The organism is Sphingopyxis macrogoltabida (genome assembly GCF_001314325.1).
Lineage (GTDB): Bacteria > Pseudomonadota > Alphaproteobacteria > Sphingomonadales > Sphingomonadaceae > Sphingopyxis > Sphingopyxis macrogoltabida.
On the sequence record NZ_CP009429.1, the window covers coordinates 853,073 to 877,883 of the forward strand.

Below are 24,811 nucleotides of genomic sequence, written 5' to 3' on the forward strand. Positions count from 1 at the left end.
TTGAACGGAAGCTGGACGATCCGCGATTTGCGGGCGGGGCCATTCAGGGACTGCATCGACCTGTATTCGGACCGGCTTCGCAACGACGGCTACAGCACGGTCACGGCAAGATATTCGGTCAGGATCGTCAACGGTTTCATCCGGTGGCTGACCGAGCGCCATTTCGATCGCCGCAACATCAACGAACAGCTCGCCGCTCGCTTTTTTGAGGATGGGGATCGGGGTTGCCGTTTGCGGGGCGGCGACCCGGCGGCGATCGGTAGATTTGTGGAGGTCCTCCGCGAGGCGAAGATTGTCGCTCCGGCGTTACCGCTTCCGTCCAGCCCCACCGATCAGATACTCGAGCGCTTCCGCGCGTATCTCGATCATCGGCACGGTCTCAACGCGAGGTCGTGCGCGGCCTATGTCAAGTTCACGCGCCCCTTTTTGCGCGACATGTCGATTACCGGGCCTGGCGATTTCGCTCAACTGACAACGGCCGACGTCCTCGGATATGTCGAACGGCGTGCCCGCGACGCCAGTGCGGCGACGGCGGTGGCGATGTGCTCACGGCTCCGATCGTTCCTGCGATATCTTCAGGTCGAAGGCTTGATCGCGAACGATCTTGCGGCCTGCGTCCCCTCGGTAAAAAAGTGGCGCTTTACAGCGCTGCCGACCTATCTTTCGGCCGCGCAGCTTGAGCAGGTGCTCCAGCACTGTGACCAGAACACCGCTTCAGGGCGCCGCGATTATGCGATCCTGCTATTGCTCTCCCGGCTTGGACTGCGGGCACAAGAAGTGGCGACCCTCACGCTCGATGACATCGACTGGCGCGCTGGGCAGTTCCGCATTCAGGGCAAGGGACGGCAACAGGCGATCATGCCGCTGCCTCCCGATGTTGGCGCCGCCATCGCCGCATATCTTCAGAGCGGTCGCCCGGTATCCGATAGACGCCAGCTCTTCCTGAAGGCCTACCCGCCGCATTCGGGATTCCCGCCGACGAGCGGCATCAGGGATATTGCCGGGAGAGCGCTCCGGCGGGCGGGGATCAGCGATATCGCCCATCGCGGTTCGCATATATTCCGCCACAGCCTTGCAACCGAACTTCTGCGTTCGGGCGCCGCTCTGACCCAGATCAGCCAGGTGCTGCGGCATAAAGATCACGATACCACGCGCATCTACGCGAAGGTGGATCTGGCAAGCCTGCGTACCCTGAGCCAGCCATGGCCGGGAGGCGTGCAATGAGCCCGCTACGCGACGCGCTCGAGCGCTACATCACCATGCGCCGCGGGTTCGGATACAAGCTGCGATGCCAGGCTCTGCTGCTCTCGCGTTTCGTCGCCGACATGGAGCAACAGGGTGCGGCGATTATCACCACCAAGCTTGCCCTCGACTGGGCCACCAAGGAGGCAAGGCCGCCAACCTGGCCGGGACGCCTGTCGGCCGTCCGCGCCTTTGCCAGGCATTTGTCGAGCACCGAGCCGCGCACCCAGATTCCGCCGACGGACATCCTCGCGGCAAGGCAGCGCCGAACGCCCTATATCTATACCGACCAGGAGATCGGCAGCCTGCTCAATGCGATGCTGACGGTTCGCTCGGCGAAGGGCCTGCATCGCTGGACCTATTACTGCATTTTCGGCCTGCTTGCGGTCACTGGATTACGGATCGGTGAAGCGCTCAGGCTCAAGCATGACGATGTCGATCTCGGCGCTGGCCTTCTGACTATCCGCGATACCAAGTTCGGCAAGTCCCGCCTCGTTCCGATCCATTCGACCACGGTTGCCGTGCTCACCGATTACGCCAAGCGCCGCGATGCAGTCTGCTTCACGCCGATCAGCCCGACATTCTTCGTCGGGGAACAAGGTCGCGCGTTAAATCATAGCGCGATCCATCTGATATTTCGTACGGTCGCTCGCCAGATCGGCTTGCGCCGTCCCGGCGATGCATATCGCGGCCCGCGCATTCACGACCTGCGCCACAGCTATGCGGTCGCCACCCTGCTGCGCTGGTACCGTGCCGGCGACGACGTCGAGCAGCGATTGCCCATCCTGTCGACCTATCTAGGGCACAGCCATACCAGTTGCACATATTGGTATCTGTCGGCCTGTCCCGAGCTGATGGAGCATGCCGCGCGGCGGCTCGATGCCCGATGGGAGCAGGCGTCATGACCCGGTCCCCGTCCATTGCGCCACTGATCGAGCGGTATTTCGCTCAGCGCCTCATGCATCAGCGCGGTGTCAGCCCGCACACCGTCGCATCCTACCGCGACACGTTCCGGCTGCTGTTGCGCTTTGCACAGCGCAGGCTCGGGAAGCCGCCTTCGCACCTCGATCTCGCCGATCTCGATGCCCCCTTCATCATCGCCTTCCTCGACGATCTCGAAGCGGGCCGCGCGATCGGAGCCAAGACCCGCAACCTCCGGCTGACGGCGATACGGGCGTTCTTCCGTTTTCTCGCTTTCGAGGAACCGGCAAGCAGCGGGCAGATTCAGCGCATTCTCGCGATCCCCGGCAAGCTCACCGAGAAGCGCGAGGTCCATTTCCTGTCGCGCCCGGAGATCGACGCGGTCCTCGCCGCGCCCGATCGAACATGCTGGCTCGGCCGCCGCGATCATATGCTGCTGCTCTTCGCGATCCAGACGGGCCTGCGCCTTTCGGAGATCGCCAGCCTTGATCGCAGCGACATCATGCTCGGCACCGGCGCGCATGTCCGATGCGTCGGCAAGGGCCGCAAAGAACGGCGCACGCCGCTCGCAGGCAAGGTCCGCGCTGCGATGCAGAACTGGCTGAAGGAGTCGCCACGCGGCGGGGCATCGGCGCTGTTCCCCAACATCCACGGTGGCCGCCTCAGCCCCGACGCCATCCAGTATCTGCTCGCCAAGCACGTCCGGACGGCGCGCGCGCATTGCCCATCGCTGCGACACAAGCGGGTATCGCCGCATGTCCTTCGGCACACCGCCGCGATGGAACTGCTCCAGGCGGGTGTCGACCTGTCGGTGATCGCGCTGTGGCTCGGACATGAGTCGATCCTGACGACGCAGGCCTATCTCCATGCTCATATCGCACTCAAGACCGCCGCGCTCGCCAAGCTCCAGCCGCATAATATGAAGCGACCCGGGCGGTTCGAACCGGAAGATCGACTGCTGGCCTTTCTCGACGCGCTGTAGCTCGGACCGCCGCAGCGATCAGAGGTCGGCCTTCTGCCGGAGCCCATCGAGCCATTCGCGCGACACCGTCTCAACCGTGTCGCGCAGCATGGCCACCGCCGCCCTGATCGCCTGCAGATCATCGCTGCCGATATCGTACGCAGCCGAGTAGCGCGCCTCGACATAAGCGCGTTTCGCCAGTTCGAAGCGCCGGCGATCGACCTTCGTTGCCCTCGGCCAGGCCTCGACGAGCCGCGTCTCCCGGTCCTCGGCGAGCGAACGCAAAAACTTCAGATTATGCGAACGCGGAACATATTGGCTGCGCACCAGAAGGAAGCAGGTGTACGCCCGCTCGGCAGCCTGATGCAGCGTGAAGGCGGCGTCGTTCTTGTGTCCTTTGCCGATATAAAAATCGGCCCCCTCAAGCGCCGTGTCGACCTTGGCCAACCAGTCCGCAAAATAGCCGCTCGCCATTTCATAGGCATCCGCCGCGGTCAGCGGCTGCGGCGTGGCGAGCGCCGTGCCGTGCAACTCGTAGAGAGCGACACCGTCCTGCGCGATGTCGACCCAAAAATACTCGCCGCGAGTGAGCCCCCGATTCACCTCTTCGAGCGTGTGGACGATAATGTTCACGGGCCGTGCAATCGCCGCATCACGCAGGATCTTGTCCTCGGCGACATACCAATATTCCGCGATATCGGCGAGGTCAGCGTGGCTGACGATGATCAGCAGATCATAATCAGACTGATACCCGTTCTCGGGCTCATCGACCCAGTCGCCGCGCGCATAGCTGCCGAAGAGGATGACCTTCCGGACCTTGCCGTTCTTCTTCCACGGCTGCGTCGCGCGCGAGATCGCGACGGCAAATTCGTCCATCAAAATCCGCGTTGCTAGCGCCAGTTCTTCCTGCTGCGCCGGCGGAAGATGATCGACATCGTTCTTCATCCCCGGAGTCTCGCCATCTTCACGCCCGGTGGCAAGACCTCATTGCGGCCGATCGGCATCGATTGCCCCAGATCGGATGCGTAAAACTATGCCGAGCCGATCACCGCAAAGTTGCTGGAAAGCCGGGACCTACCGCGCCCGCTCGGCATAGTGTGGCGCTCGGCATAATCGCCGCATTACAAGATTAGCGCGGAGGAATTGAAGTGGATCGGCGAGCGCGTAGCGGTCCTAGAAGGGCTGGTCGAGAAAATTTGCCGTGATCACATCGTGGCGCTCGGCAGCGCGGACCGCGCCGCCGAATAGGGAGAATCTCATTATGGAAGACACCGAAACGCTGGTCACGCTGACCGCCGATATTGTCGCCGCGCATGTCAGCAACAACAGCGTCGCCATATCCGATATACCGCTGGTCATCCGCTCAGTACACGAAGCGCTCGCTGGTCTTTCCGCGAACGCCGAGCCGGAACCCGAACCCCAGCAACCCGCCGTCTCTGTCCGCGCGTCGATAAAGCCCGACTACATCGTCTGCCTCGAAGACGGCAAAAAGCTCACGATGATGCGCCGCTACCTGATGACAAACTTCGGCATGACGCCCGACGAGTATCGCGCGAAGTGGAACCTGCCGAAAGACTATCCGATGGTCGCGCCCAATTATGCCGAGAAGCGCCGCGAACTTGCCAAGCAGATCGGCCTTGGCACCAAGGGCCGCGGAGGCGGACGCAAGCCCGCCGCGCGCGGCCGCGCCAAGGCGAAATAGCTACTGCCCGCGATAGGGCTCGCACGCGATCCCGTCATTGTCGGCATCGAGGCTGTCGCGAAAGCCTGGCTCGCCCCGATAAATCGGGGCGGAACCCGCTGCGCGCGCGTCGTCGCAGCGTCGCCAATAATCACCCTCCTGCGGTGCACGTGCACGAGCCATTCCGGTCGCTACCGCCACGTCACTCGCTGCCGATACCAATTGCGTGCGTCCTTCGGGCGCGGTCGCGGTCGAGCCCAAGCCGACGACCGCGCCGACCACTCCGGCTCCGACGAGCAAATTGACGGCCGAATTCTTCGGCCGGCGTCTCCGTCTATGCTTCTGCCATTGGCGTGCCATACCTGGATCATGGCAGCCGAAAGTAAATCTCCAGTAAGGGAGCCTTACAGGCCGGTAGCTGCCGCGTCGAAGGCGCGCTGCCCGCGCCGTCGCCAGAGCAGCAATTGCCGCTCGCGCGTTTCGCCCCGCAACATCGCAGCGGCATCGATCAGCAGCCCAAGCAAGACCGCGCGGTCGTCGCCCGTCAGCTCGATCAGATCGGCCTTGGCAACGAGTCCGCCAAGCTCGATCAGCTGGCGCGTGCGTTCGCGGCGCTTCACTTGCCACGCCCGCGTGTCATGACGTGCCCGCTTCGCGTGAAGGCGATTGCGAGCTTGCACCACCCGACGCACCGCCGCCCGCGTTCCGACCAGCGCCTTTGCGAGCGCGGGCGCCATCGCCGTGAAAGAAGGCCGCGCCGCTTTTGCGCCACGTCTCCTTCCTCGCCGCGTCGCCGCCGACCGCATCGAGGAGCGCCCCTGCCAGCTGCTCGATCGACAACGCGTCGGCCCCGGTTGCTATCACCAGTTCGCCGAGCTGGCCTTGCTTCTTCATCTTGAGCGCCTTCGCCTTGCCGGTGAGCACGTGGAGTTCGGCGTCGAAATCACGCGGTTTGCGCATCGTCTGTCCTTCCGTTTGTGAGGGTCGGACGATCCAGCTATTCCGAGTCTCAGGGTTCGGCAAGGCGCTGAAATCTAACGAGACGCTTCGATCCCGAGCGCGATGAAATCGTGTGAGGGCGCGCTTATACGTCGTGCCGACGTGCTCGTTTTGCCCTAAATGGACAGCCTCATGGCGATCTATCATTTCTCGGCAAAAGTGATTTCGCGTGCCGCCGGCAGCAGCGCGGTCGCCGCCGCGGCCTATCGTTCGGCCGACCGCCTCCACGACGAGCGGCTGGGGCGCAGCCACGACTTTTCCAACAAGGCGGGCGTCGTTCACAGCGAAGTGCTGCTAACGGAGGGTGCACCGGAACAATGGCGCGACCGCGAAAAGCTCTGGAATGACGTTGAGGCTGCGGAGATCCGAAAGGACGCGCAGCTCGCCCGCGAAATCGAGTTCGCGATTCCGCGCGAGATGACACAGGAACAGGGCATCGAACTTGCCCGCGACTTCGTGGTTCACGAGTTCGTCGACCGCGGCATGATCGCCGATCTTAATGTGCATTGGGACATTGGCGCCGATGGACTCGCCAAGCCGCACGGGCACCTCATGCTGACGATGCGCGAGATCAAGATCGGCGAGGATGGTGGGGCTGAGTTCGGCGCCAAGGTTCGCGAGTGGAACCGTACCGAGCTTTTGACCCATTGGCGCGAAGCCTGGGCGGACCATGTGAACGAGCGGCTGGCGTCACTCGACATCGATGCGCGCGTCGATCACCGATCGCTCGAAGCACAGGGCATCGATCTCGAGCCGCAGCACAAGATCGGCCCGGCCGCGTCGCGTATGGCGGCCGCAGGGCTTGATGCCGACCGCGTCGGAGAGCATCTGGAGATCGCCCGCTCGAACGGTGACAAGATCATCGCCGATCCTGGTATCGCGCTCGACGCGATCACGCACCGCCAGGCGACATTTACGAACCGCGACCTCGCCATTTTTGTGCACCGGCACAGCGAAGGCAAGGAGCAGTTCGACGCGGTGATGGGCGCCATGAAGGCGGCGCCCGACCTGATCGCGCTCGGAAAGGATGGGCGCGGCGAAGACCGCTTCACGTCGCGGTCGATGATCGAGACCGAGCAGCGGTTGGAGCGAGCGACTGCAACGCTCGATGCGCGGCGTCATCATGGCGTTGCCGATCGTCATCGCGAGCTTGCCTTGTCCCGCGCGCTGGAGCGCGGTCTCGATCTCTCCACCGAACAGCGCGGGGCGCTCGAACATGTCACATCGTCGCGGGGCGTCAGCAACGTCATCGGCTATGCCGGAACGGGCAAGAGCGCAATGCTCGGCGTTGCCCGCGAGGCGTGGGAGGCGGCGAGCTATCAGGTGCAGGGTGCCGCGCTCTCGGGCATTGCGGCAGAAGGCTTGGAGCATGGTTCCGGCATCGCGTCGCGCACGCTCGCCAGCCTGGAGCATCATTGGGCCAATGACCGCGAGCGTCTCACCGACAAGCATGTCCTCGTCATCGACGAGGCGGGCATGGTCGGGACCCGGCAGCTCGAACGCGTCTTGTCCGAAGCGGAGCGTCAGGGCGCCAAGGTTGTCCTGGTCGGCGATCCGCAGCAGCTTCAGGCGATTGAGGCGGGTGCGGCATTCCGGTCTGTCGCCGAGCGTCATGGCGCTGTCGAGATCATGGACATCCGCCGGCAGCAGGAGGACTGGCAGCGCGAGGCGACGCGCGAGCTCGCGACCGGGCACACCGGCGAGGCGATCGGGCGCTATGCTGAGGCGGGATTTGTGCATGCCGGCGAGACCCGCGCGGCGGCGCGTGCCGAGCTCGTCGATGCTTGGGATCGCGATCGCCGGCACTATCCCGATGCCAACCGCATCATCCTCGCCCACACCAACGACGAGGTGCGGGCCCTCAACGAAGATGTGCGCGACCGGCTGAAAGCGAGTGGCGCGCTTGGCGCCGAGGTCGCCATCACCGTCGAACGCGGCCAGCGAATGTTCGCCGAGAATGACCGTGTGATGTTCCTGAAGAATGAGCGGAGCATCGGCGTGAAAAATGGCTCGCTCGGAACCGTCCAGAATGTCGACCGGATGCGCATGGCCCTGATGCTCGACGATGGGCGGAGCGTTGCGTTCGACCTGAAGGACTATGCCCATGTCGATCATGGCTATGCCGCCACGATCCACAAGGCGCAGGGCATGACCGTTGACCGCGTGCAGGTCCTCGCGACGCCGGGGGTAGACAGCAACTCGACTTACGTCGCGCTGTCCAGGCATCGCGAGCAGGTTGATCTCTACTACGGCCGCGACGATTTTGCGACCCGGAACAAGCTCGTTCGCGCCGCCTCGCGCGAGCGCGGCAAGGATATGGCGAGCGATTATCGGGCACCGACACCCGCGAAGTCATTCGAGCCCAAGCGCGGCATCTTCGACGGGCTGAAACTCTCCATTGCGCGCGAGACGCCAGCCGCGGTGACAACCGAACGGCGGCGCCCAGTCAAGCTTGCGGAGGTCCGCGTGAGCGCCCGGTCGATCGACGCCGACCCGTCGCGCTCACCGCTCGACAAGGCGGTCGAGCGCTTTGCCAGCGTCACGAAGCAGATCGTCGATGTCCGGCGAGTCGGCGGTAAGGAACTGCCGCACGAACTCGATGCCTATCGCACGGCCCGTGCGGAGCTCGATGCGCTGCGCCCCGGGGGCGCGAGCGATCTTCGCGAAGCGTTCGGGAAGAGCTACCAGCTGACTAAGGAAGCGGCGGCGGGTCGGACCGCAGGGGCGATGGCGGAGATGGATCGCAGAGACGCGGCACGCGCTGCGGAGCGAACCGCGGCCGAACGCGCGGCGCGCGAGCGCGTCCGGCATGCTGCCGATACTGAGAAGCGGGCCGATCTGTTCGTTGCGACATGGAAGAAGGAAAGCGCGCGCGTGAAAGACGCGCCGACCTATGGGGGGCGCGACGCGGCGCGTGCCAATCTTTCCGACATGGCGAAGAGCCTGCACCGCGATCCGCAGCTCGAGTCGCTGCTCCAGAATCGTCGCGCCCAGCTAGGGTTGGACGTCATGAGCACGAAAACGCTGTCTCAGGATCTCCAGCTAAGTCTAGGCCGTGGACGCGGCATGGGGATAGGGATGTAGGCTGCTTCCATGACCCAGAAACCAACCCGCACCGCCAAGCCGCCCGCCGATGCCGCCACCGCCTTCGAGGACCTGCGCCGGGAGATATCTCTTCAGCGCACCGCGATCGAAGGCCTAACGGCGGCGAAGGACAAACTCCCCGATTACTCGCCAACGCTCCGCGCCATGGAGACGCGGCTCGGCCAGTTGGAAAGGCACGTGGAAAGCATCAACGAACGCCCGGCTATGCGGCTCACGCCGCTAACGATCGCCACGGAAATGCACGAAGGATTGATCACCTACCGGGCTGATGACCGCAAGATCCTCGTGGAGGCGTGCGATGCGCTGTCGCGCTCGCTTGGCCGGGTCGAGGGCATGGTCAAGCAGAAGCGGTCGAACGACGAGCAGGATTGGTGGGTGACATGGGCCGCGACTGGGGGCTTCCTATGGGGCGCATTCTGGACCCTCGTTAGCTTAGCGGCTTTGACGTAACATGGCGATCGCGTACCTCGGAGGCAAGGCGCCTGAGTTTAGCCATTCGGAAGAGCATTTGAACATGTTGAAAGGGTGGCCTCGCTGGTGATTGCTATCACAACCAGCTAAATGCGTTATCGACTTCGATTCCGAGGATGGGCACCATTTTTCTTATGTGACGCGCTATTGAGATTATTCCCGGCAGACGGCTACCGGGAATTGTACAGCGCTCGAAAGAGATATCGATCAAAGCGTTCGAGCGCGTGCAGCTCATGCTGTGGTGCGGCTTTGGGTCGATAGCAGTGCGGCGTTCGCCGAAAAGGCGTTCAACCTCTCCGGGAGAATATCGTCTTCAGCATTGTGGATGGTGCCGCTTCAGGACTCGAACCTGTGACCCCATCATTACGAATGATGTGCTCTACCAACTGAGCTAAAGCGGCAACGCCGGCGCCTCTAACAGCGCGGCCGGATGATGACAAGCATCGTCTGGCAATTGTTTCGGTGCGCAGCATTGCGCCCCGAGCAGAGAGGGTTTGATTCGCGTTGCAGGTCGGGCGGATATCGAGCCATCCCCCGAAGCGGTCTGCAGCTTGGGGCGAATTTCGAAAAAATCATACGCAAATACTATGCGCGCCCCGATTTCGCGCTCTCGAATTCAAACGCGGCCCCGGCCTATTTGAGCCTCCTGCGGACGACTCGCCATCTTCCGTGGCCTGCGTCGTGCCGGAGCAACATCATGCAGGATCTGATCTGGATCGGCATCATCCTCGGCCTTCTCGCCGCGAGCCTCGGTTATGCGCGGCTGTGCGACGACGCATAGGGACCGATGCCATGACCCTCGACTTCTGGCTCGCGGGCCTCACCGCGCTGGGCCTTCTTTGCTGTCTCGTCGCCGTGCTCGCGCGGCCCGAACGTTTCTAGGCGAGGCGCGCCATGACGTTTCAGGGATGGCTCCTGATCGCCGCCTTCGCCGGCATCCTCCTGCTTCTGGCGAAGCCGATGGGTCAATGGCTCTTCGCGCTTTACGAGGGGCGCCGCACGCCGCTCCACCGCGTGTTGGGGCCCGTCGAGACGGGTTTTTACCGCCTCTCGGGCATCGACCCGAACGAGGAGCAGGGCTGGCGCCGCTACGCCGTGCATATGCTCGTCTTCAACGCGGCGCTCGCGCTCTTCACTTATGCGATCCTGCGCCTGCAGGGCGTGCTGCCGCTCAATCCGCTCGGCTATGACGGCACCAGCGCAGACCTCGCCTTCAACACGGCGATCAGCTTTACCGCGAACACCAACTGGCAGAGCTATGGCGGTGAGTCGACGATGTCGAACCTGAGCCAGATGCTCGGCCTCACGATCCATAACTTCCTGTCGGCGGCGACGGGCATCGCGCTCGCCTTCGCCCTGTTCCGCGGTTTCGCGCGGCGCGAGATGAAGACGATCGGCAATTTCTGGGCCGATATGACGCGCGTCACGCTCTATCTGTTGTTGCCGCTCTGCGCCGTGCTTGCGATCTTCTATATCGCGAGCGGCGTGCCGCAGACGCTCGCCGGCTCGGTCGACGTGACGACGCTCGAGGGCGTCAAACAGACCCTTGCACTGGGGCCGGTCGCTTCGCAGGAAGCGATCAAGATGCTCGGCACCAACGGCGGCGGCTTTTTCAACGCCAACTCGGCGCATCCGTTCGAGAATCCGACGGCGCTGACCAACTTCGTCCAGATGCTGTCGATCTTCGCCATCGGTACCGGGCTGACCTGGACCTTCGGCAAGGCGGTCGGCAATCCGCGTCAGGGCTGGGCGATCCTTGCCGCGATGATGGCGCTGTTCCTCGCCGGGGCTGCGATCACCTATTGGCAGGAAGCCGCGGGCAATCCGGTGTTCCACAATCTCGGCGTTGCCGGCGGCAATATGGAGGGCAAGGAGGTGCGCTTCGGCATCGCCCAGTCGGCGTTGTTCGCGGTCGTCACGACAGCGGCGTCGTGCGGGGCGGTCAATGCGATGCACGACAGCTTCACCGCGCTCGGCGGCATGATCCCGCTGTTCAACATGCAACTCGGCGAGGTCGTCGTCGGCGGGGTCGGCGCGGGGATCTATGGTTTCCTGCTCTTCGCGATCCTTGCCATTTTCGTGGCCGGGCTGATGGTCGGGCGGACCCCCGAATATGTCGGCAAGAAGATCGAGGCGCGCGAGGTCAAGCTTGCGGTGCTCGCGATCGCGGTGCTGCCGCTCGTCATCCTCGGCTTCAGTGCCATCGCGTCGGTGACGGAGGCAGGGCTTGCGGGTCCGCTCAACAAGGGGCCGCACGGATTTTCCGAAATCCTCTACGCCTTCACCAGCGCGACCGCGAACAACGGCTCTGCCTTTGCCGGGCTCAGCGCCAACACGCCCTTCTATAACGGCATGCTGGGCGTCGCGATGTGGATCGGCCGTTTCTTCATCATCGTGCCGATGCTCGCGATCGCGGGCGGCCTCGCGGCGAAGAAATATACGCCGGCGACGGCGGGTAGCTTCCCGACCACCGGGCCGCTGTGGACGGCGCTGCTCGTCGGCATCGTGCTGATCGTCGGCGGCCTGACCTTCCTGCCGAGCCTCGCGCTCGCCCCGATCGCCGATCATCTCGCGATGACGAGCGGCCAGCTTTTCTAAGGATCACGCAAAATGGCCCGGTCTGAAACCAAGTCCCTGTTTACGGCTGACCTGATCGTTCCGGCGATCGGCGACGCCTTTCGCAAGCTCAACCCGAAAGAACTGATCCGCAATCCTGTGATGTTCACCACCGCGGTCGTCGCGGCGCTGCTCACCGTCCTGCTCGTCGTCGGGCACGACGGGACCGCTACGGGCTTCAAGTTCCAGCTCGTCGTCTGGCTGTGGCTGACCGTGCTTTTCGGCACCTTCGCCGAAGCGCTCGCCGAAGGGCGCGGCAAGGCGCAGGCGGCATCGCTGCGCGCGGCCAAGGCCGAACTGACCGCGAAGCGCCTGAAGGGGCCGGGCGGGACGTGGGATGATGTCCCGGCCAGCGCGCTCAAGGTCGGCGATGAGGTACTCGTCGAGACGGGCGACCTCATTCCTTCCGATGGCGAAGTCGTCGCCGGGGTGGCATCGGTCAACGAAGCGGCGATCACCGGCGAAAGCGCGCCGGTGATCCGCGAGGCGGGCGGCGACCGCAGCGCGGTCACGGCGGGCACGCGCGTCATTTCGGACGAGATCCGGGTGCGGGTGACGGTCAATCCGGGGCAGGGCTTTCTCGACCGGATGATCGCACTCGTCGAAGGTGCCGAGCGGCAAAAGACGCCGAACGAGATCGCGCTGACCCTGCTGCTCGTCGGGCTGACGATCATCTTCCTGATCGCGGTCGGGACAATCCCCGCTTTTGCAAGCTATGCGGGCGGGAGCATTCCGGTGGCGATCCTTGCGGCGTTGCTGATCACCCTGATTCCGACGACCATCGCGGCCTTGCTTTCGGCCATCGGCATTGCGGGCATGGACCGGCTCGTGCGCTTCAATGTGCTCGCCAAGTCGGGCCGCGCGGTCGAGGCGGCGGGCGACGTCGACGTGCTGCTGCTCGACAAGACCGGCACGATCACCGTCGGCGACCGCCAGGCGACCGAATTTCGCGCCGTGGGCGGCCATTCGGCGGCGCAGCTCGCCGAGGCGGCGCTGCTCGCCAGCCTTGCCGATGAAACGCCGGAGGGGCGCTCGATCGTCGTACTGGCGCGCGAAGGCTTCGGTCAGACCGCCGAGATGCCCGCGGGTGCAGAGATTATCGCCTTCACTGCGCAGACGCGCATCTCGGGCATCCGGATCGGCGACAGCGTGATTCAGAAGGGCGCGGTGGACTCGGTCCTGCGCGCCAATCCCGGCGCGGGGACCACCGCTGCCGCGACCGAGCTCCGCCGTATCACCGACGAGATCGCGCGCGCCGGCGGCACGCCGCTGGCGGTCGCGAAGGACGGTGAGTTGCTCGGTGCGATCTTTTTGAAGGACATCGTCAAGGCGGGCATTCGCGAACGCTTCGGCGAACTGCGCGCGATGGGCATCCGCACGGTGATGATCACCGGCGACAATCCGCTCACTGCCGCGGCGATCGCGGCGGAGGCCGGGGTGGACGATTTCCTCGCGCAGGCGACGCCCGAGGACAAGCTTGAGCTGATCCGCAAGGAACAGGCGGGCGGGCGGCTGGTCGCGATGTGCGGCGACGGCACCAACGATGCGCCGGCGCTGGCGCAGGCCGATGTCGGCGTTGCGATGAACACCGGCACGCAGGCGGCGCGCGAGGCCGGCAATATGGTCGACCTCGACAGCGATCCGACCAAGCTGATCGAGGTGGTCGGGCTGGGCAAGCAGCTGCTGATGACGCGCGGGGCGCTCACGACCTTTTCGGTTGCCAACGACGTGGCCAAATATTTCGCGATCATCCCGGCGATGTTCGTCGCGCTCTATCCCGGGCTCGGCGTGCTCAACATCATGGGGCTCACCAGCCCCGAGAGCGCGATCCTGTCGGCGATCATCTTCAACGCGCTGATCATTCCGTTGCTCGTGCCGCTCGCGCTGAGGGGCGTGACCTACCGGCCGATGGGGGCGGGGCCGCTGCTCGCGCGCAACCTTGCCGTCTATGGTCTCGGCGGCCTCGTCGCGCCCTTTATCGGCATCAAGCTCATCGACCTGGCCGTCGGCGGCCTCGGTCTTGCCTGAGGATTATTCATGGACAAGGATCTCATCAGCTCGCTGCGCCCCGCGCTCGTCATGACGTTGCTTTTCGCGGCGCTGCTCGGGCTCGCCTATCCGCTCGCGATCACCGGTATCGGACAGGCCTTTTTTCCCGGTCAGGCGAACGGCAGCCTCGTACGCGAGAAGGGGATCGTCGTCGGCTCCACCGTCGTCGGGCAAGCCTTCGCGTCGGAGCGATATTTCCACAGCCGGCCTTCGGCGGCGGGCGACGGTTACGACGGAATGGCCTCGTCGGGCTCGAACCTCGGCCCGACGTCGCAGGCGCTCGCCGACCGCGTGCGGGCCGATGTCGTCCGGCTTTCCGAAACGGCGCCAGGGCCGAACGTCCCGCCTGACCTGGTGACGACCTCCGCCTCGGGGCTCGACCCTCATATCAGTCCCGAGGCGGCTCTTTACCAAAGCGAGCGCGTGGCGCGCGTGCGCGGACTCGACCCCACTAAGGTTCGCAGGCTGGTCGAACAGGCGGTCGAGACGCCGTTGTTGGGCTTTCTGGGCGAGCCGCGCGTCAATCTGTTCAAGCTCAATCGACGACTCGATGCACTTGGGGCTAAACCGGCGAGGTGACCGAAGCCGACCGACCATTACCCGAGGCCTTTCTGCGTCAGGCGGCGCAGGAAGGCCGCGGCCGTCTCAAGGTCTTTCTCGGGGCGGCCCCGGGGGTCGGCAAGACGTGGGAAATGCTGACCGACGGCCGTCAGCGCCGCGATTCGGGTGTCGATGTCGTGGTCGGGGTGGTCGAAACGCACGGCCGCCGCGAGACCGAGGCGCTCGTCCACGGCCACGAGATCGTTGCGCGGCGCGAGGTCGATCATCAGGGCCACAGCCTCGGCGAAATGGACATCGATGCGATTCTCGAACGACGCCCCGGGCTCGTGCTCGTCGACGAACTTGCCCACACCAACGCGCCGGGCAGCCGCCACCCCAAACGCTATCAGGACGTCGAGGAACTGCTCGATGCCGGGATCGACGTCTATTCGACGCTCAACATCCAGCATGTCGAAAGTTTGAACGATGTCGTGGCATCGTTCACGCGCGTCCGCGTGCGCGAAACGGTGCCCGACTCGATCCTCGAAAATGCCGAGATCGAGGTGGTGGACATTCCGCCGGACGAGCTGATCGAACGGCTGCGCGACGGCAAGGTCTATATTCCGCAGGAGGCGTCGCGGGCGCTGACGCACTTCTTCTCCAAATCGAACCTCACTGCGCTCCGCGAACTGGCGCTGCGCCGGGCCGCGCAGGCGGTCGATGCGCAGATGCTCGATCATGTCCGCAGCCATGCGCTCGCAGGCAGCTTCGCGGTGGGGGAACGGATCGTCGTGGCGGTCAGCGAACTTCCCGTCGCCGCCGAACTGGTCCGCGCGGGCAAGCGGCTCGCCGACGCGCTGAGGGCGCCGTGGAGCGCGGTCTATATCGAGACGCGGCGCAGTCGGGCGATGACCGACGACGACCGGCGGCAACTCGGCGACACGCTCGCGCTCGCCTCGCGGCTCGGTGCCTCGACCGCTACCGTCCCTGCCGCGAGCGTTGTCGAGGGGTTGCGCAGTTTTGCGCGCGACGCGCGGGCGACGCAGATCGTGATCGGCAAATCGAGCCGCCCCTGGTGGTTCGAGATGCGTCACGGCTCGGTCGTCGATCAGCTCGTGCGGACGATCGACGATGTCGCGGTTCACGTCCTGCCGGGCGAGCCCGAGGTCAAGGCGGAACGGCCGGCGCCTCCGGTCCCCGGGCGTTGGGGCAAGCCGTCACATTATATCTGGTCGCTCGCGATGGTCGCCGCGATGACGGCGCTTGGCCGCCTGCTCATCGAAGTCATCGATCTGGGCAATATTTCGCTGCTTTATCTGGTCCCCGTCATGTTTGCCGCGGCGACCTTTGGCCTGCGCGCCGGGCTGTTCGCGGGGCTGGTATCGAGCCTCGCCTATAATTTCTTCTTCCTGCCGCCGACCGGCACGTTGACCGTCAACAACCCCGAGAATGTGATCAGCATCCTCGTGTTGCTCGGCGTCGCGATCGTCACCAGCCAGTTTGCGGCGCGCGTGCGCGCCCAGGCCGACCTTGCGCAGTCGAGCGCCCGCCAGAATGCGGCGCTCGCCAGCTTCTCGCGCCAGCTTACCGCGGCGCCCGATCAGGATAGGCTGATGCAGGCTATCTGCGCCGAGGTCGGCCGCCTGCTCGACGTCCGCACCGTCCTCCTCCTGCCGTCGGCCGATGGCCCGACGCTCCGCGCCGCGGTGCCGCCCGAAGACCGGCTCGAACAGATCGAGCGGGCGGCGGCGCAGTGGGCGATGGACAATGCACAGCCCGCGGGGCGGGGTTCGTCGACGCTGACCGCGTCGGACTGGCTTTTCCACCCGCTACAGACCACGCGCGGAGTGCTTGGCGTGCTCGGGCTGACGCGCGACGATGCACAAGCGCCGGTGCGGTCGGATCAGGTGCCGCTGCTGATGAGCCTGCTCGATCAGGCATCGATCGCGCTCGACCGTATGGAACTCGAGGAAGCCTCGCTTCAAGCGCGGCAGGTCGACGAGCGCGACCGGCTGCGCTCGGCGCTGCTGTCGTCGGTCAGCCACGACCTTCGCACACCGCTCACCACGATCCTGTCGGCGGCGCAGGAGATGCGGCGCCATCCCACGGCGGAAATGGCCGAAACGATCGAGACCGAGGCGCGCCGCCTCAACCGCTTTGTCTCGAACCTGCTCGACATGGTACGCGTCGAGGCTGGCGCCCTTCCGATGAAGGCGGAAGCGACCGAGCTATTCGACGCCGCTGCGGGCGCCGCGCACGACACCCGCGCCTCGCTGGCCGGGCACGATGTCCTGATCGAAATCGCCCCCGCCATTCCGCTCGTGCGCGTCGACCCGGTGCTGCTTCATCATTGCCTGATCAATCTGCTCGATAACGCCGGACGCTACGCCGATCCCGGCACGCCGATCACCATTCGGGCGAGGCGCATCGCCGATGCCGTCCTGCTGTCGGTGATCGACCAGGGACCCGGTATCGCGCCCGGCAACGAGACGCGCGTCTTCGAAACCTTCACCCGGCTCGAAGGCAGCGACCGCGCCAAGCATGGCACCGGGCTCGGGCTTGCCATCGTCAAGGGCTTTGCCGAGGCGATGGGACTGACGGTCGAGGCGGGCAACAATGGCGAACCGCATGGCGCGTGCTTCACGATCCGCATCCCCGAAGCGCTGCTCGTCAAGGATCTGACCGTCGAGGATATTCCATGAAAATTCGCCACAAGATCCTGATCGTCGATGACGAACGCCATATCCGCCGCCTGATCCGTGCGGCGCTGGAGCGGGCCGACTATGCGATCGTCGAGGCCGAAAATGCGAGCGAGGCAATCGAACGCCTCGGTGAGGAGCGACCCGACATCGTCCTGCTCGATCTCGGCCTGCCCGATCGCGACGGGCTCGAACTGGTTCCGCTCGTCAAGCAGAAGTCGGAGGCGACGCTGATCGTCGTATCGGCGCGCGACGCGACCGACGAGAAGGTGGCAGCGCTGGATCTTGGCGCGGACGATTATCTGACGAAACCATTCGACACCGACGAACTGCTCGCGCGGGTGCGCGTCGCCTTGCGGAACCGGTTGACGCGCGACGGCGGCAATCTCGCCGTGACGGTCGGCGACGTCAAACTCGATCTGGTCGCCCGGCGCGTGACCAAGGGCGGCAAAGAGGTCCACCTCACGCCCAAGGAATATGCAGTGCTCGCCCAGCTCGCCCGCTTTCCCGGGCGCGTCATCACGCACAAGCAGCTCATGGACGAAGTATGGCCGCGCGAGCATGAGCATCATGTCGAATATTTGCGCGTGCTGATCCGCACGCTCCGCCAGAAACTCGAAGCCGATCCACAGCAGCCGCAGATCATCGGCAACGAACTCGGGATCGGCTACCGCTTGCGGCTCGGGACGGAGGGCTCCGGCGAATGAAAATATGGTGCCGACCTAAGCGGCGGTAGAGAGCAAGTCGTTCCGAATGGCCGAGGTCCGATCATCAAGCCCCACGGCCGATCATATGCAATCTCAATGCGGGGCGACGTTTCGCGATCTCGAATTACTATGCCGCCCGGCGTAACTGGTAACCTCCTTTGGAGGTTTTCATGAAAAAATGGCAGGAAACACTCGCCGCCCGTCTGGGCCTTCGCATCGGCGGCGCCATGCTTCTGGTCATCGGCTGGTTGGTCGCAGTCCGGCTCCATTGCCTTGTGCAGACGACGCCGGCACGCGACGCGACGTCGTTCATGATACTGCTCGCCGCGTTGACTTTCATTTGCGGAAGCGCGGGCAGCGCGCTTCTGTTCGTCGGGCCCGGGCTTTGGGAGCCGGTTGAGGTTTCGGAGCGCTGGCAACGGCTGCCCGATCGCGATTAGGTGCGGTGGCTGAGTCTGCAGGGTTGCCAGACGATCTGACCCCTCGAAAAGCGGAAGGCCCCGCGCGCCGCGTCCGGCGCGCGGGGTGACGCTCAGGCGGGGACGGTTCCCGCGACCGGCCGCGGCGGCGCTTCGCCTTTCGACCGGCGGCCATGCACCATGCGGTAGAGCGCCGGAAGTATGAGCAAGGTCAGGATGGTCGAAGAGACAATCCCGCCGATGACCACGGTTGCCAGCGGCCGTTGCACCTCGGCGCCGGCGCCGACGTTGAACGCCATCGGCACGAAACCGAGGCTCGCGACCAGGGCGGTCATCAGCACCGGCCGCAGGCGGGTGAGGGCGCCTTCGCGGATCGCGTCGTCGAGGCCCGTACCGCTTTCGCGAAGCTGGCGGATGAAGCTCAGCATCACAACGCCGTTGAGTACCGCGACGCCGGAGAGGGCGATGAAACCCACCCCGGCCGAGATCGACAGCGGCATTCCGCGGATCAGCAGCGCCGCGACGCCGCCGGTGAGCGCCAGCGGTACGCCCGAAAAGACGACCGCGGCATCCTTCCACGACCGGAACAGCGCGTAGAGCAGACCGAGGATCATCAGCAAGGCCGCCGGAACCACGAGCTGGAGCCGTTTCGCGGCCGAGATCAGTTGCTCGAACGTCCCGCCGTAGCTGATCCAGTAGCCGGGGGGCACCTGGACCTCGGCGCCGACCTTCGTCCGCAGTTCGTCGACGAACGATCCAAGATCGCGGCCGCGGACATTGGCGGTTACGACGACGCGGCGCTTGCCGTCCTCGCGGCTGACCTGGTTCGGTCCGACAACCACCTCGATCTTCGCGACGTCCGCGAGCGGGATGAAGCCGCGCAGGCCCGCATCGGGTGCCGCCCCCAGCGTCACATCGCTCGACGGGCCGATTGCGGGCAGGGGGATGCGAAGCCGCCCGATTTCGTCGACCCGCTCGCGCATCGTCTCGGGCAGGCGGACGATGATCGGGAAGCGGCGGTCGCCTTCGAAGATCTGCCCGGCTTCGACGCCGCCGATCGACACGCCGACGACATCCTGGATATCGGCGACATTGAGCCCGAAGCGTGCGAGCGCGGCGCGATCGGGGGTAATCTGGAGCATCGGCAGCCCCGTGACCTGCTCGACCGCGACGTCCTGCGCACCCTCGATCTTCGAGGCCACGCTTTCGATCGCATCGCCGATCTGGCTGAGCGTATCGAGATCGTCGCCGAAGACCTTGATCGCGACGTCGGCGCGAACCCCGGACAGGAGCTCGTTGAACCGCATCTGGATCGGCTGGGTGAACTCGTAATTGTTGCCGGGGATCTCGGCGACCGCGGCCTGCATTTCGCGGACGAGCTCGGCCTTCGGTTTCCTCGGGTCGGGCCATAGCTTGCGATCCTTGAGCATCACATAGGTGTCGGCAACCGACGGCGGCATCGGATCGGTCGCAACCTCCGCGGTGCCGATCTTTGCCACCACCCGTTCCACTTCGGGAAAGCGCTTGATCCGCGCTTCGAGCGTGGCCTGCATCTCGACCGCTTGCGACAGGCTGGTGCCGGGAATGCGGAGCGCGTGGAGCGCGATGTCGCCTTCGTCGAGGTTGGGGACGAACTCCGACCCCATCCGGCTGGCGGCGAGACCCGAGAGCAGGACGAGGCCGACGGCGCCCGCGACGAACGCCACGCGCAGCCGGAGCGCCTTGGCGAGCGCCGGCGCATAGGCGCGCCGTGCCCAGCCCATCAGGCGGCTTTCCTTCTCCTCGACCTTGCCCGTGACGAACAGCGCGATCGCCGCCGGCACGAAGGTCAGCGACAGGATGAGCGCCGCGGTCAGCGCCATCACGACGGTGATCGCCATCGGATGGAACATCTTTCCCTCGACGCCGGTGAGCGCGAAGATGGGCACATAGACGAGCGCGATGATCAGGACGCCGAACAGCGACGGCCGGATGACTTCGGAGGTCGCCGATGCCGCCAGCTTGAAGCGCTCGCTGCGATCGAGCAGCCGCCCGAGCCGGTGCTGCGCCTCCCCGAAGCGGCGAAGGCAATTCTCGACGATGATGACCGCCCCGTCGACGATCAGCCCGAAGTCGAGCGCGCCGAGGCTCATGAGGTTGCCCGACACGCCGCCACGCACCATGCCGGTGATCGTCATCAGCATCGTGACCGGAATGACCGCCGCCGTGATCAGCGCCGCGCGGACATTGCCGAGCAGCAGGAAAAGCACGACGATGACGAGCAGCGCGCCTTCGAGCAGGTTCTTTTCGACGGTCCAGATCGCGCGTTCGACGAGATCGGTGCGGTCGTAGATCGGCACCGCCTTCACGCCCGGCGGGAGCGCCTTCGCCGCCACCGCGAGGCGCTCGGCTGCTGCCTTGGCGACGACGCGGCTGTTCTCCCCTGCGAGCATCATCACCGTGGCGAGGACGACTTCCTTGCCGTCCTCGGTCGCGGCACCGGTGCGCAGCTCTTCGCCGAGGCCGATGTCGGCGACATCGGCGACGCGGATCGGAATGCCGTTCCGGTTGCTGACGATGACCGATTTCAGATCGTCGATGCCGGCCGCCTGACCCGGGGTGCGGACCAGATATTGCTCGCCGTAACGCTCGACATAGCCGGCGCCGCGATTGTCGTTGTTGCGTTCGAGCGCCTGGACGACATCGGCGAGCGTCAGCCCGTAAGCCGACAGCCGCGCCGGGATGGGGGTGACATGATATTGGCGCTCATAGCCGCCGATACTGTTGACCTCGGTCACCCCCGGGGTGCCCCTAAGCTGCGGCCGGATGACCCCGTCCTGCAAAGTGCGCAAGTCTTCGGCCGTATATGCCGAACCGTCGGGCTTTTTCGCTCCCGGTTCGGCCTCCAGCGTGTACATGAAGATTTCGCCGAGCCCGGTCGCGATCGGGCCCATCTCGGGCGAAACGCCCGGCGGAAGCTGTTCGCGCGCCGTTTGCAGCCGCTCGTTGATGAGTTGCCGGGCAAAATAGATGCTCGTCCCATCCTCGAACACGACGGTGACCTGGCTGAGGCCATAGCGCGAGATCGATCGCGTATATTTGAGCCCGGGCAGGCCGGCGACCGCAGTTTCGACCGGGAAGGTCACGCGCTGTTCGGCTTCGAGCGGGGAAAAGCCGGGCGCCGATGTGTTGATCTGGACCTGAACGTTGGTGATGTCGGGGGTGGCGTCGATCGGCAGCCGCTGGAAACTCCAGACGCCGATCGCGCAAAGCAGCGCGACGACGGCGAGGACGGACCAGCGGAAGCGGATCGCGCCGGCGATCATCCGCTCGAGCAAGGGAAGCTCGCCCGGCGGGGCGGCGATATCAATGGTCATGGCTGGCCCCCGATTTCTCGATGTCGGCACGGATCAGGAAAGCGCCGTCGGTCACATAGACGTCGCCGGGTTGCAGGCCGCCGAGGACCTCGGTCCATTCGGGCGTCCGGCGCCCGATATCGAGCATGCGCACCTCATAGGTGTTGCCGACCTTGATGAAGACCACCTCGAAATCGCGGAAGCGCTGGATCGCCTTGGTCCGGACGGCGAGCGGCACATCGGCCTGCGCCACCGCGAAGCTGCCCTCGACCCCCATTCCGGGGCGAAATTCGCGCGAGGCCTGGGGCGGCAGATGGACGTGCGCGAGCATCGTCTGGCTCGCGACATCGGCGGTCGGCAGCACCGCCTCGACCTCGCCCGCGAACCGGCCGTCGCCCGACAGGCTCTTGAGCGCGACCGGCTGGCCGACGCGCACCCGCTCGGCATCGCGGGGATAGACGAAGAATTCGGCGTGGAGCTGGTTCGGGTCGGCGATGGTGAACAGCGCGCGGTCGCCGGTCGTATCGCCGACGTTGACGCTCTTTTCGACGATCGTCCCGCCGATCGGGGCGGTCACCGTATAGACCTGAAGCGAATGGCTCGATTCGACGCGCGCCAGAACCTGGCCGCGGCGGACCTGCTGCCCCAGCTTGCCGCTGAGCGACACGATCAGTCCTGGCAGGCGCGCGCGCACCTCGGCCTTGCCTTCGGGGGTGATCTCGACGCGGCCGCCCATGTCGATGAGGTCGCTGACCGTCGCGGGACCTGCCGCTTCGGTCTTGATGCCACCCGCTTTTGCCGCTTCGGCGGTGATGACCGTGCGGCCTTCATAGGATTGATAGGCCCATTTGTGGCTGCGGCCGCCCTCTGACGCGGCCACGCGGACGTCGAAGCTGTGCGGTTCGCTAACTACGCCGCTGCCCCGCAAAAAATCGTCCTGCGGCGTGAAGCCGAAGCGGTCGATCTTGCCGCCGAGACGCCCCAACTCCATCGTCAGCTTGACCTCGGATGGCTTCACCGGCTTGTCGCCGCGATAGGCATAGACGCGAAACTCGGGGTCGACGCCATCTTCGAAGATGGTGACTTCGAGCGCGAAATCCCCGTCGCGGAGCATACGCCCGCGATGCGGGCCGCGCTCATATTCGCCGGCCGCGGCGGCTTCCGCGCCCTCTTTCTTTTCCGGCGTGGCTTCGCCGCAGGCGGCAAGTAGCGAAAGGGCGAGCACCGATGCTGCCCCCAGCGGATATTTGTTCATCGGATCGTCTCCATTTTTGCGAGCCAGGGGGCGTGGCGCCCGGTCAGCCGGTCGAGGCGAACCCCGAGCAGATGGAACCGGCGCAGCAGGTCGATGCGGCGCGATCGCGCATCGTTGACCGCCGTCTGGGCCTGACTGAATTCAAGGAAGGTGAAGGCCGTGCCGCCGCGCGCGAGCCCGTCGCGGATCAGGCGCACGGCGCGTTCGGCGCTGGGCAGCACCTCGGCATCGATGCGCATGACCTCGACGGCGATGAGGCGGCGGTCGGCAACCAGCCGGTCGATCTCGCGATCGATTTCGACTCGCGACACCGCGACCTCGGCTTCGAGTGCACGCTGTTCGGCCTGCGCCCGTTGGACATTGCCGCGGTTGGCGGCCTTCGTCCCGAGCGGGATCGAGCCGCCGACCATGACCGCAAAATCGTTACCCTCGCCGAACTGGCGCAGGCCGATGCGAGCGCTCGGATCGGCGACGTTGCCGGTCTCGGCCAGTTTGACTTTGGCCTCGGCGGCCGCGATCTCGGCGGCAAGCACGGCGAGGTCCGCCGAATTGCCCGCCGCGGGGACATCGGTCCCGATCTGCTGGAAGGCGGCCGAATCGAGTTTGAAATCGCCCGTGCCGCCCCACCAGGCTGCAAGGCTCGCCCGGGCGAGCCGGGCATTCTCGCGCGCCTGTTCGACCGCGATCTCGGCCTGCGCGACATTGGTCCGCGCCCGCTCGGCCGAAAACCACGGGTCCAGCGCGCCGGTGACGCGTTTCACGACATCGAGCTCGACGCGTTGCAGGTCGGCAAGCCGTGCTTCGGCGACCGGGATGGCTGCCTCTGCCGCAAGGGCTTCGACCCAGCCGGCCTGCACGCGCGCCAGCCGGTCGAGCAGCCGAACCCGGTTCTGCTGCGCGACGACCGCGACATCGGCGCGGGCTGCGCCGATCCGCGCTTCGCGCTTGCCGCCCCGCTCCCATGTCCGCTCGTACCAGCCGGTCGCTTCATACCGGCCGAGCGGCGAATAGGGGCCGGTCCCGGCGAAATTCTCGAAATCGACCCCGACCACATCGCGTGGTCTCACATCGGCCTGGAGAATGGCGGCATCGGCGGCTTCCAGCCGCGCCATATTGGCGGCAACGGCGGGGTCGGCGGTCGAGGCGCGCGAGAGCGCCTCGTCCAGGCTCAGATTTTGTGCCGCGACCGGCTGCGCTACGGCAGCCAGCAGGACACCCCCGCAGAGCCAAGCTCTACGGGCTTTATGCGCGCAAAAGCGCGCTCGAGATAAGGAATACATGGAATAATAGCCTCGCTGAAAGGCGTGGGAACAGCCCACGCCTCAGGAGGCGCGGGAAACTCAGGCGTTTAGCGAGAGGAGTCTGGGAGGGCGTTCGGGGCCGACGGGCCGCAGGCCCGCAAATTGCCGATCGGGCCGTACGCCGTGGAGGTTACCGGACGCAAAGCCGCCGAGCGCATTCGCACCGCCCGGGACCAGAAGATTGGGGCCGGTATCGCCATGGTGATGATGCCCGCCGGCGAAATGGTCGCTCGGCTGATCGTCGGTATCCGGCGCCGGAGCATGATGGTCGGCATGATCGGCCGGATCATCGTGAACGGCATCGACCATGAAGCTGCCCGGCGTGTCATGATCGTGGGCGACCATCAGCGAGGGCGAATGCTGAAGCTGGTCGGTCGCCTTCGCCGGTATCGTCGTTGCGTAGAACATCATCAACGCGACGCAGAGCGAAGCGACGAGACGGTTCAACGAGGGTAGGGACCGGAGCACGCCTTGCGTGTAGATTTGCCGGAACGAGTTGGCAAGCGGGCG

The 24,811-nt window shown here is 65.4% G+C and carries 22 protein-coding genes and 1 tRNA gene; 14 read left to right on the forward strand and 9 right to left on the reverse strand.

The annotated features are described in order from the left end of the window. Nucleotides 1–231 precede the first annotated feature (231 nt). Genes LH19_RS04195 through LH19_RS04205 form a run of 3 tightly spaced genes read left to right on the forward strand, consistent with a single transcriptional unit; the run spans nt 232 to nt 3,145 of the window. Complete coding sequence (locus tag LH19_RS04195) at nt 232–1,224, forward strand: tyrosine-type recombinase/integrase (RefSeq protein ID WP_158514395.1); 993 nt, start codon at nt 232–234, stop codon at nt 1,222–1,224. Beyond that, nucleotides 1,221–2,147: a tyrosine-type recombinase/integrase gene (locus tag LH19_RS04200; protein ID WP_054724981.1), complete on the forward strand. Its 927-nt coding sequence runs from the start codon at nt 1,221–1,223 to the stop codon at nt 2,145–2,147. Before LH19_RS04195 ends, LH19_RS04200 begins: the two co-directional genes overlap by 4 nt. Continuing rightward, the gene (locus LH19_RS04205) at nt 2,144–3,145 is read left to right on the forward strand and encodes a tyrosine-type recombinase/integrase (RefSeq protein ID WP_054724983.1); all 1,002 of its coding nucleotides are present in this window, start codon (nt 2,144–2,146) and stop codon (nt 3,143–3,145) included. Before LH19_RS04200 ends, LH19_RS04205 begins: the two co-directional genes overlap by 4 nt. Nucleotides 3,146–3,163: 18 nt before the next feature. Here the strand turns inward: LH19_RS04205 and LH19_RS04210 are convergent, their stop codons facing one another. Further along, nucleotides 3,164–4,069, reverse strand: a complete 906-nt coding sequence (locus tag LH19_RS04210; RefSeq protein ID WP_054724984.1) for a HEPN domain-containing protein — start codon at nt 4,067–4,069, stop codon at nt 3,164–3,166. Between the two features lie 316 nt (nt 4,070–4,385). On the opposite strand from LH19_RS04210, the gene LH19_RS04215 reads away from it, so the two are divergent. Then, the gene (locus LH19_RS04215) at nt 4,386–4,826 is read left to right on the forward strand and encodes a MucR family transcriptional regulator (RefSeq protein ID WP_054725047.1); all 441 of its coding nucleotides are present in this window, start codon (nt 4,386–4,388) and stop codon (nt 4,824–4,826) included. On the opposite strand, the gene LH19_RS29730 is transcribed toward LH19_RS04215, so the two are convergent. From LH19_RS29730 to LH19_RS04230, 3 genes are read right to left on the reverse strand one after another with little or no spacing between them, the layout of a single operon-like run. After that, nucleotides 4,827–5,165: an excalibur calcium-binding domain-containing protein gene (locus LH19_RS29730; RefSeq protein WP_082395408.1), complete on the reverse strand. Its 339-nt coding sequence runs from the start codon at nt 5,163–5,165 to the stop codon at nt 4,827–4,829. Between the two features lie 44 nt (nt 5,166–5,209). After that, complete coding sequence (locus LH19_RS29155; protein WP_054725049.1) at nt 5,210–5,425, reverse strand: conjugal transfer protein TraD; 216 nt, start codon at nt 5,423–5,425, stop codon at nt 5,210–5,212. Nucleotides 5,426–5,441: 16 nt separating this feature from the next. Beyond that, nucleotides 5,442–5,765: a conjugal transfer protein TraD gene (locus LH19_RS04230; RefSeq protein ID WP_054725051.1), complete on the reverse strand. Its 324-nt coding sequence runs from the start codon at nt 5,763–5,765 to the stop codon at nt 5,442–5,444. 171 nt (nt 5,766–5,936) lie between these two features. On the opposite strand from LH19_RS04230, the gene traA reads away from it, so the two are divergent. Both traA and LH19_RS04240 read left to right on the forward strand, forming a co-directional pair. Continuing rightward, on the forward strand, nt 5,937–8,888 hold the full coding sequence (traA, locus tag LH19_RS04235) for a Ti-type conjugative transfer relaxase TraA (protein ID WP_054732982.1): 2,952 nt from the start codon (nt 5,937–5,939) through the stop codon (nt 8,886–8,888). 9 nt (nt 8,889–8,897) lie between these two features. Next, nucleotides 8,898–9,359, forward strand: coding sequence for a hypothetical protein (locus LH19_RS04240; RefSeq protein ID WP_054725053.1), 462 nt, complete (start codon nt 8,898–8,900; stop codon nt 9,357–9,359). A gap of 347 nt (nt 9,360–9,706) precedes the next feature. Here LH19_RS04240 and LH19_RS04245 read toward each other — a convergent pair. Further along, nucleotides 9,707–9,781, reverse strand: a tRNA-Thr gene (locus LH19_RS04245). Between the two features lie 29 nt (nt 9,782–9,810). On the opposite strand from LH19_RS04245, the gene LH19_RS28395 reads away from it, so the two are divergent. The 8 genes from LH19_RS28395 to LH19_RS04280 all read left to right on the forward strand — a co-directional run bounded on the left by LH19_RS28395 (nt 9,811) and on the right by LH19_RS04280 (nt 18,431). Further along, nucleotides 9,811–10,161 carry a hypothetical protein gene (locus LH19_RS28395; protein WP_145923352.1) on the forward strand — a complete coding sequence of 117 codons (351 nt, stop codon included), beginning with the start codon at nt 9,811–9,813 and terminating at the stop codon, nt 10,159–10,161. Nucleotides 10,162–10,172: 11 nt separating this feature from the next. After that, nucleotides 10,173–10,262: an ATPase gene (locus tag LH19_RS04250; protein ID WP_054725055.1), complete on the forward strand. Its 90-nt coding sequence runs from the start codon at nt 10,173–10,175 to the stop codon at nt 10,260–10,262. Between the two features lie 12 nt (nt 10,263–10,274). After that, nucleotides 10,275–11,978, forward strand: coding sequence for a potassium-transporting ATPase subunit KdpA (gene kdpA, locus LH19_RS04255; protein ID WP_054725057.1), 1,704 nt, complete (start codon nt 10,275–10,277; stop codon nt 11,976–11,978). A 12-nt stretch (nt 11,979–11,990) separates the two neighbouring features. Beyond that, a complete protein-coding gene (gene kdpB, locus LH19_RS04260; RefSeq protein ID WP_054725058.1) occupies nt 11,991–14,024 on the forward strand; it encodes a potassium-transporting ATPase subunit KdpB in 2,034 nt (677 codons plus the stop codon). A gap of 9 nt (nt 14,025–14,033) precedes the next feature. Then, nucleotides 14,034–14,624: a potassium-transporting ATPase subunit KdpC gene (gene kdpC, locus LH19_RS04265; RefSeq protein ID WP_054725060.1), complete on the forward strand. Its 591-nt coding sequence runs from the start codon at nt 14,034–14,036 to the stop codon at nt 14,622–14,624. Then, nucleotides 14,621–17,287: a sensor histidine kinase gene (locus tag LH19_RS04270; protein ID WP_054725062.1), complete on the forward strand. Its 2,667-nt coding sequence runs from the start codon at nt 14,621–14,623 to the stop codon at nt 17,285–17,287. Before kdpC ends, LH19_RS04270 begins: the two co-directional genes overlap by 4 nt. Continuing rightward, entirely contained in the window at nt 17,284–17,991 is a 708-nt protein-coding gene (locus LH19_RS04275; protein ID WP_054725064.1) for a response regulator, read from the forward strand. Before LH19_RS04270 ends, LH19_RS04275 begins: the two co-directional genes overlap by 4 nt. Before the next feature lie 170 nt (nt 17,992–18,161). After that, complete coding sequence (locus tag LH19_RS04280; protein ID WP_145923353.1) at nt 18,162–18,431, forward strand: hypothetical protein; 270 nt, start codon at nt 18,162–18,164, stop codon at nt 18,429–18,431. 92 nt (nt 18,432–18,523) lie between these two features. Here the strand turns inward: LH19_RS04280 and LH19_RS04285 are convergent, their stop codons facing one another. From LH19_RS04285 to LH19_RS04300, 4 genes are all read right to left on the reverse strand, one after another. After that, on the reverse strand, nt 18,524–21,766 hold the full coding sequence (locus tag LH19_RS04285) for an efflux RND transporter permease subunit (protein WP_054725068.1): 3,243 nt from the start codon (nt 21,764–21,766) through the stop codon (nt 18,524–18,526). Next, nucleotides 21,756–23,000 (reverse strand): efflux RND transporter periplasmic adaptor subunit, encoded by a 1,245-nt coding sequence (locus tag LH19_RS04290; RefSeq protein WP_054725070.1) that lies wholly within the window; start codon nt 22,998–23,000, stop codon nt 21,756–21,758. The genes LH19_RS04285 and LH19_RS04290 overlap by 11 nt, the downstream gene beginning before the upstream one ends. Continuing rightward, nucleotides 22,997–24,112 (reverse strand): TolC family protein, encoded by a 1,116-nt coding sequence (locus LH19_RS04295; RefSeq protein ID WP_234716077.1) that lies wholly within the window; start codon nt 24,110–24,112, stop codon nt 22,997–22,999. The genes LH19_RS04290 and LH19_RS04295 overlap by 4 nt, the downstream gene beginning before the upstream one ends. Nucleotides 24,113–24,340: 228 nt before the next feature. Beyond that, nucleotides 24,341–24,712 (reverse strand): hypothetical protein, encoded by a 372-nt coding sequence (locus tag LH19_RS04300; RefSeq protein WP_145923354.1) that lies wholly within the window; start codon nt 24,710–24,712, stop codon nt 24,341–24,343. Between the last annotated feature and the right edge of the window lie 99 nt (nt 24,713–24,811).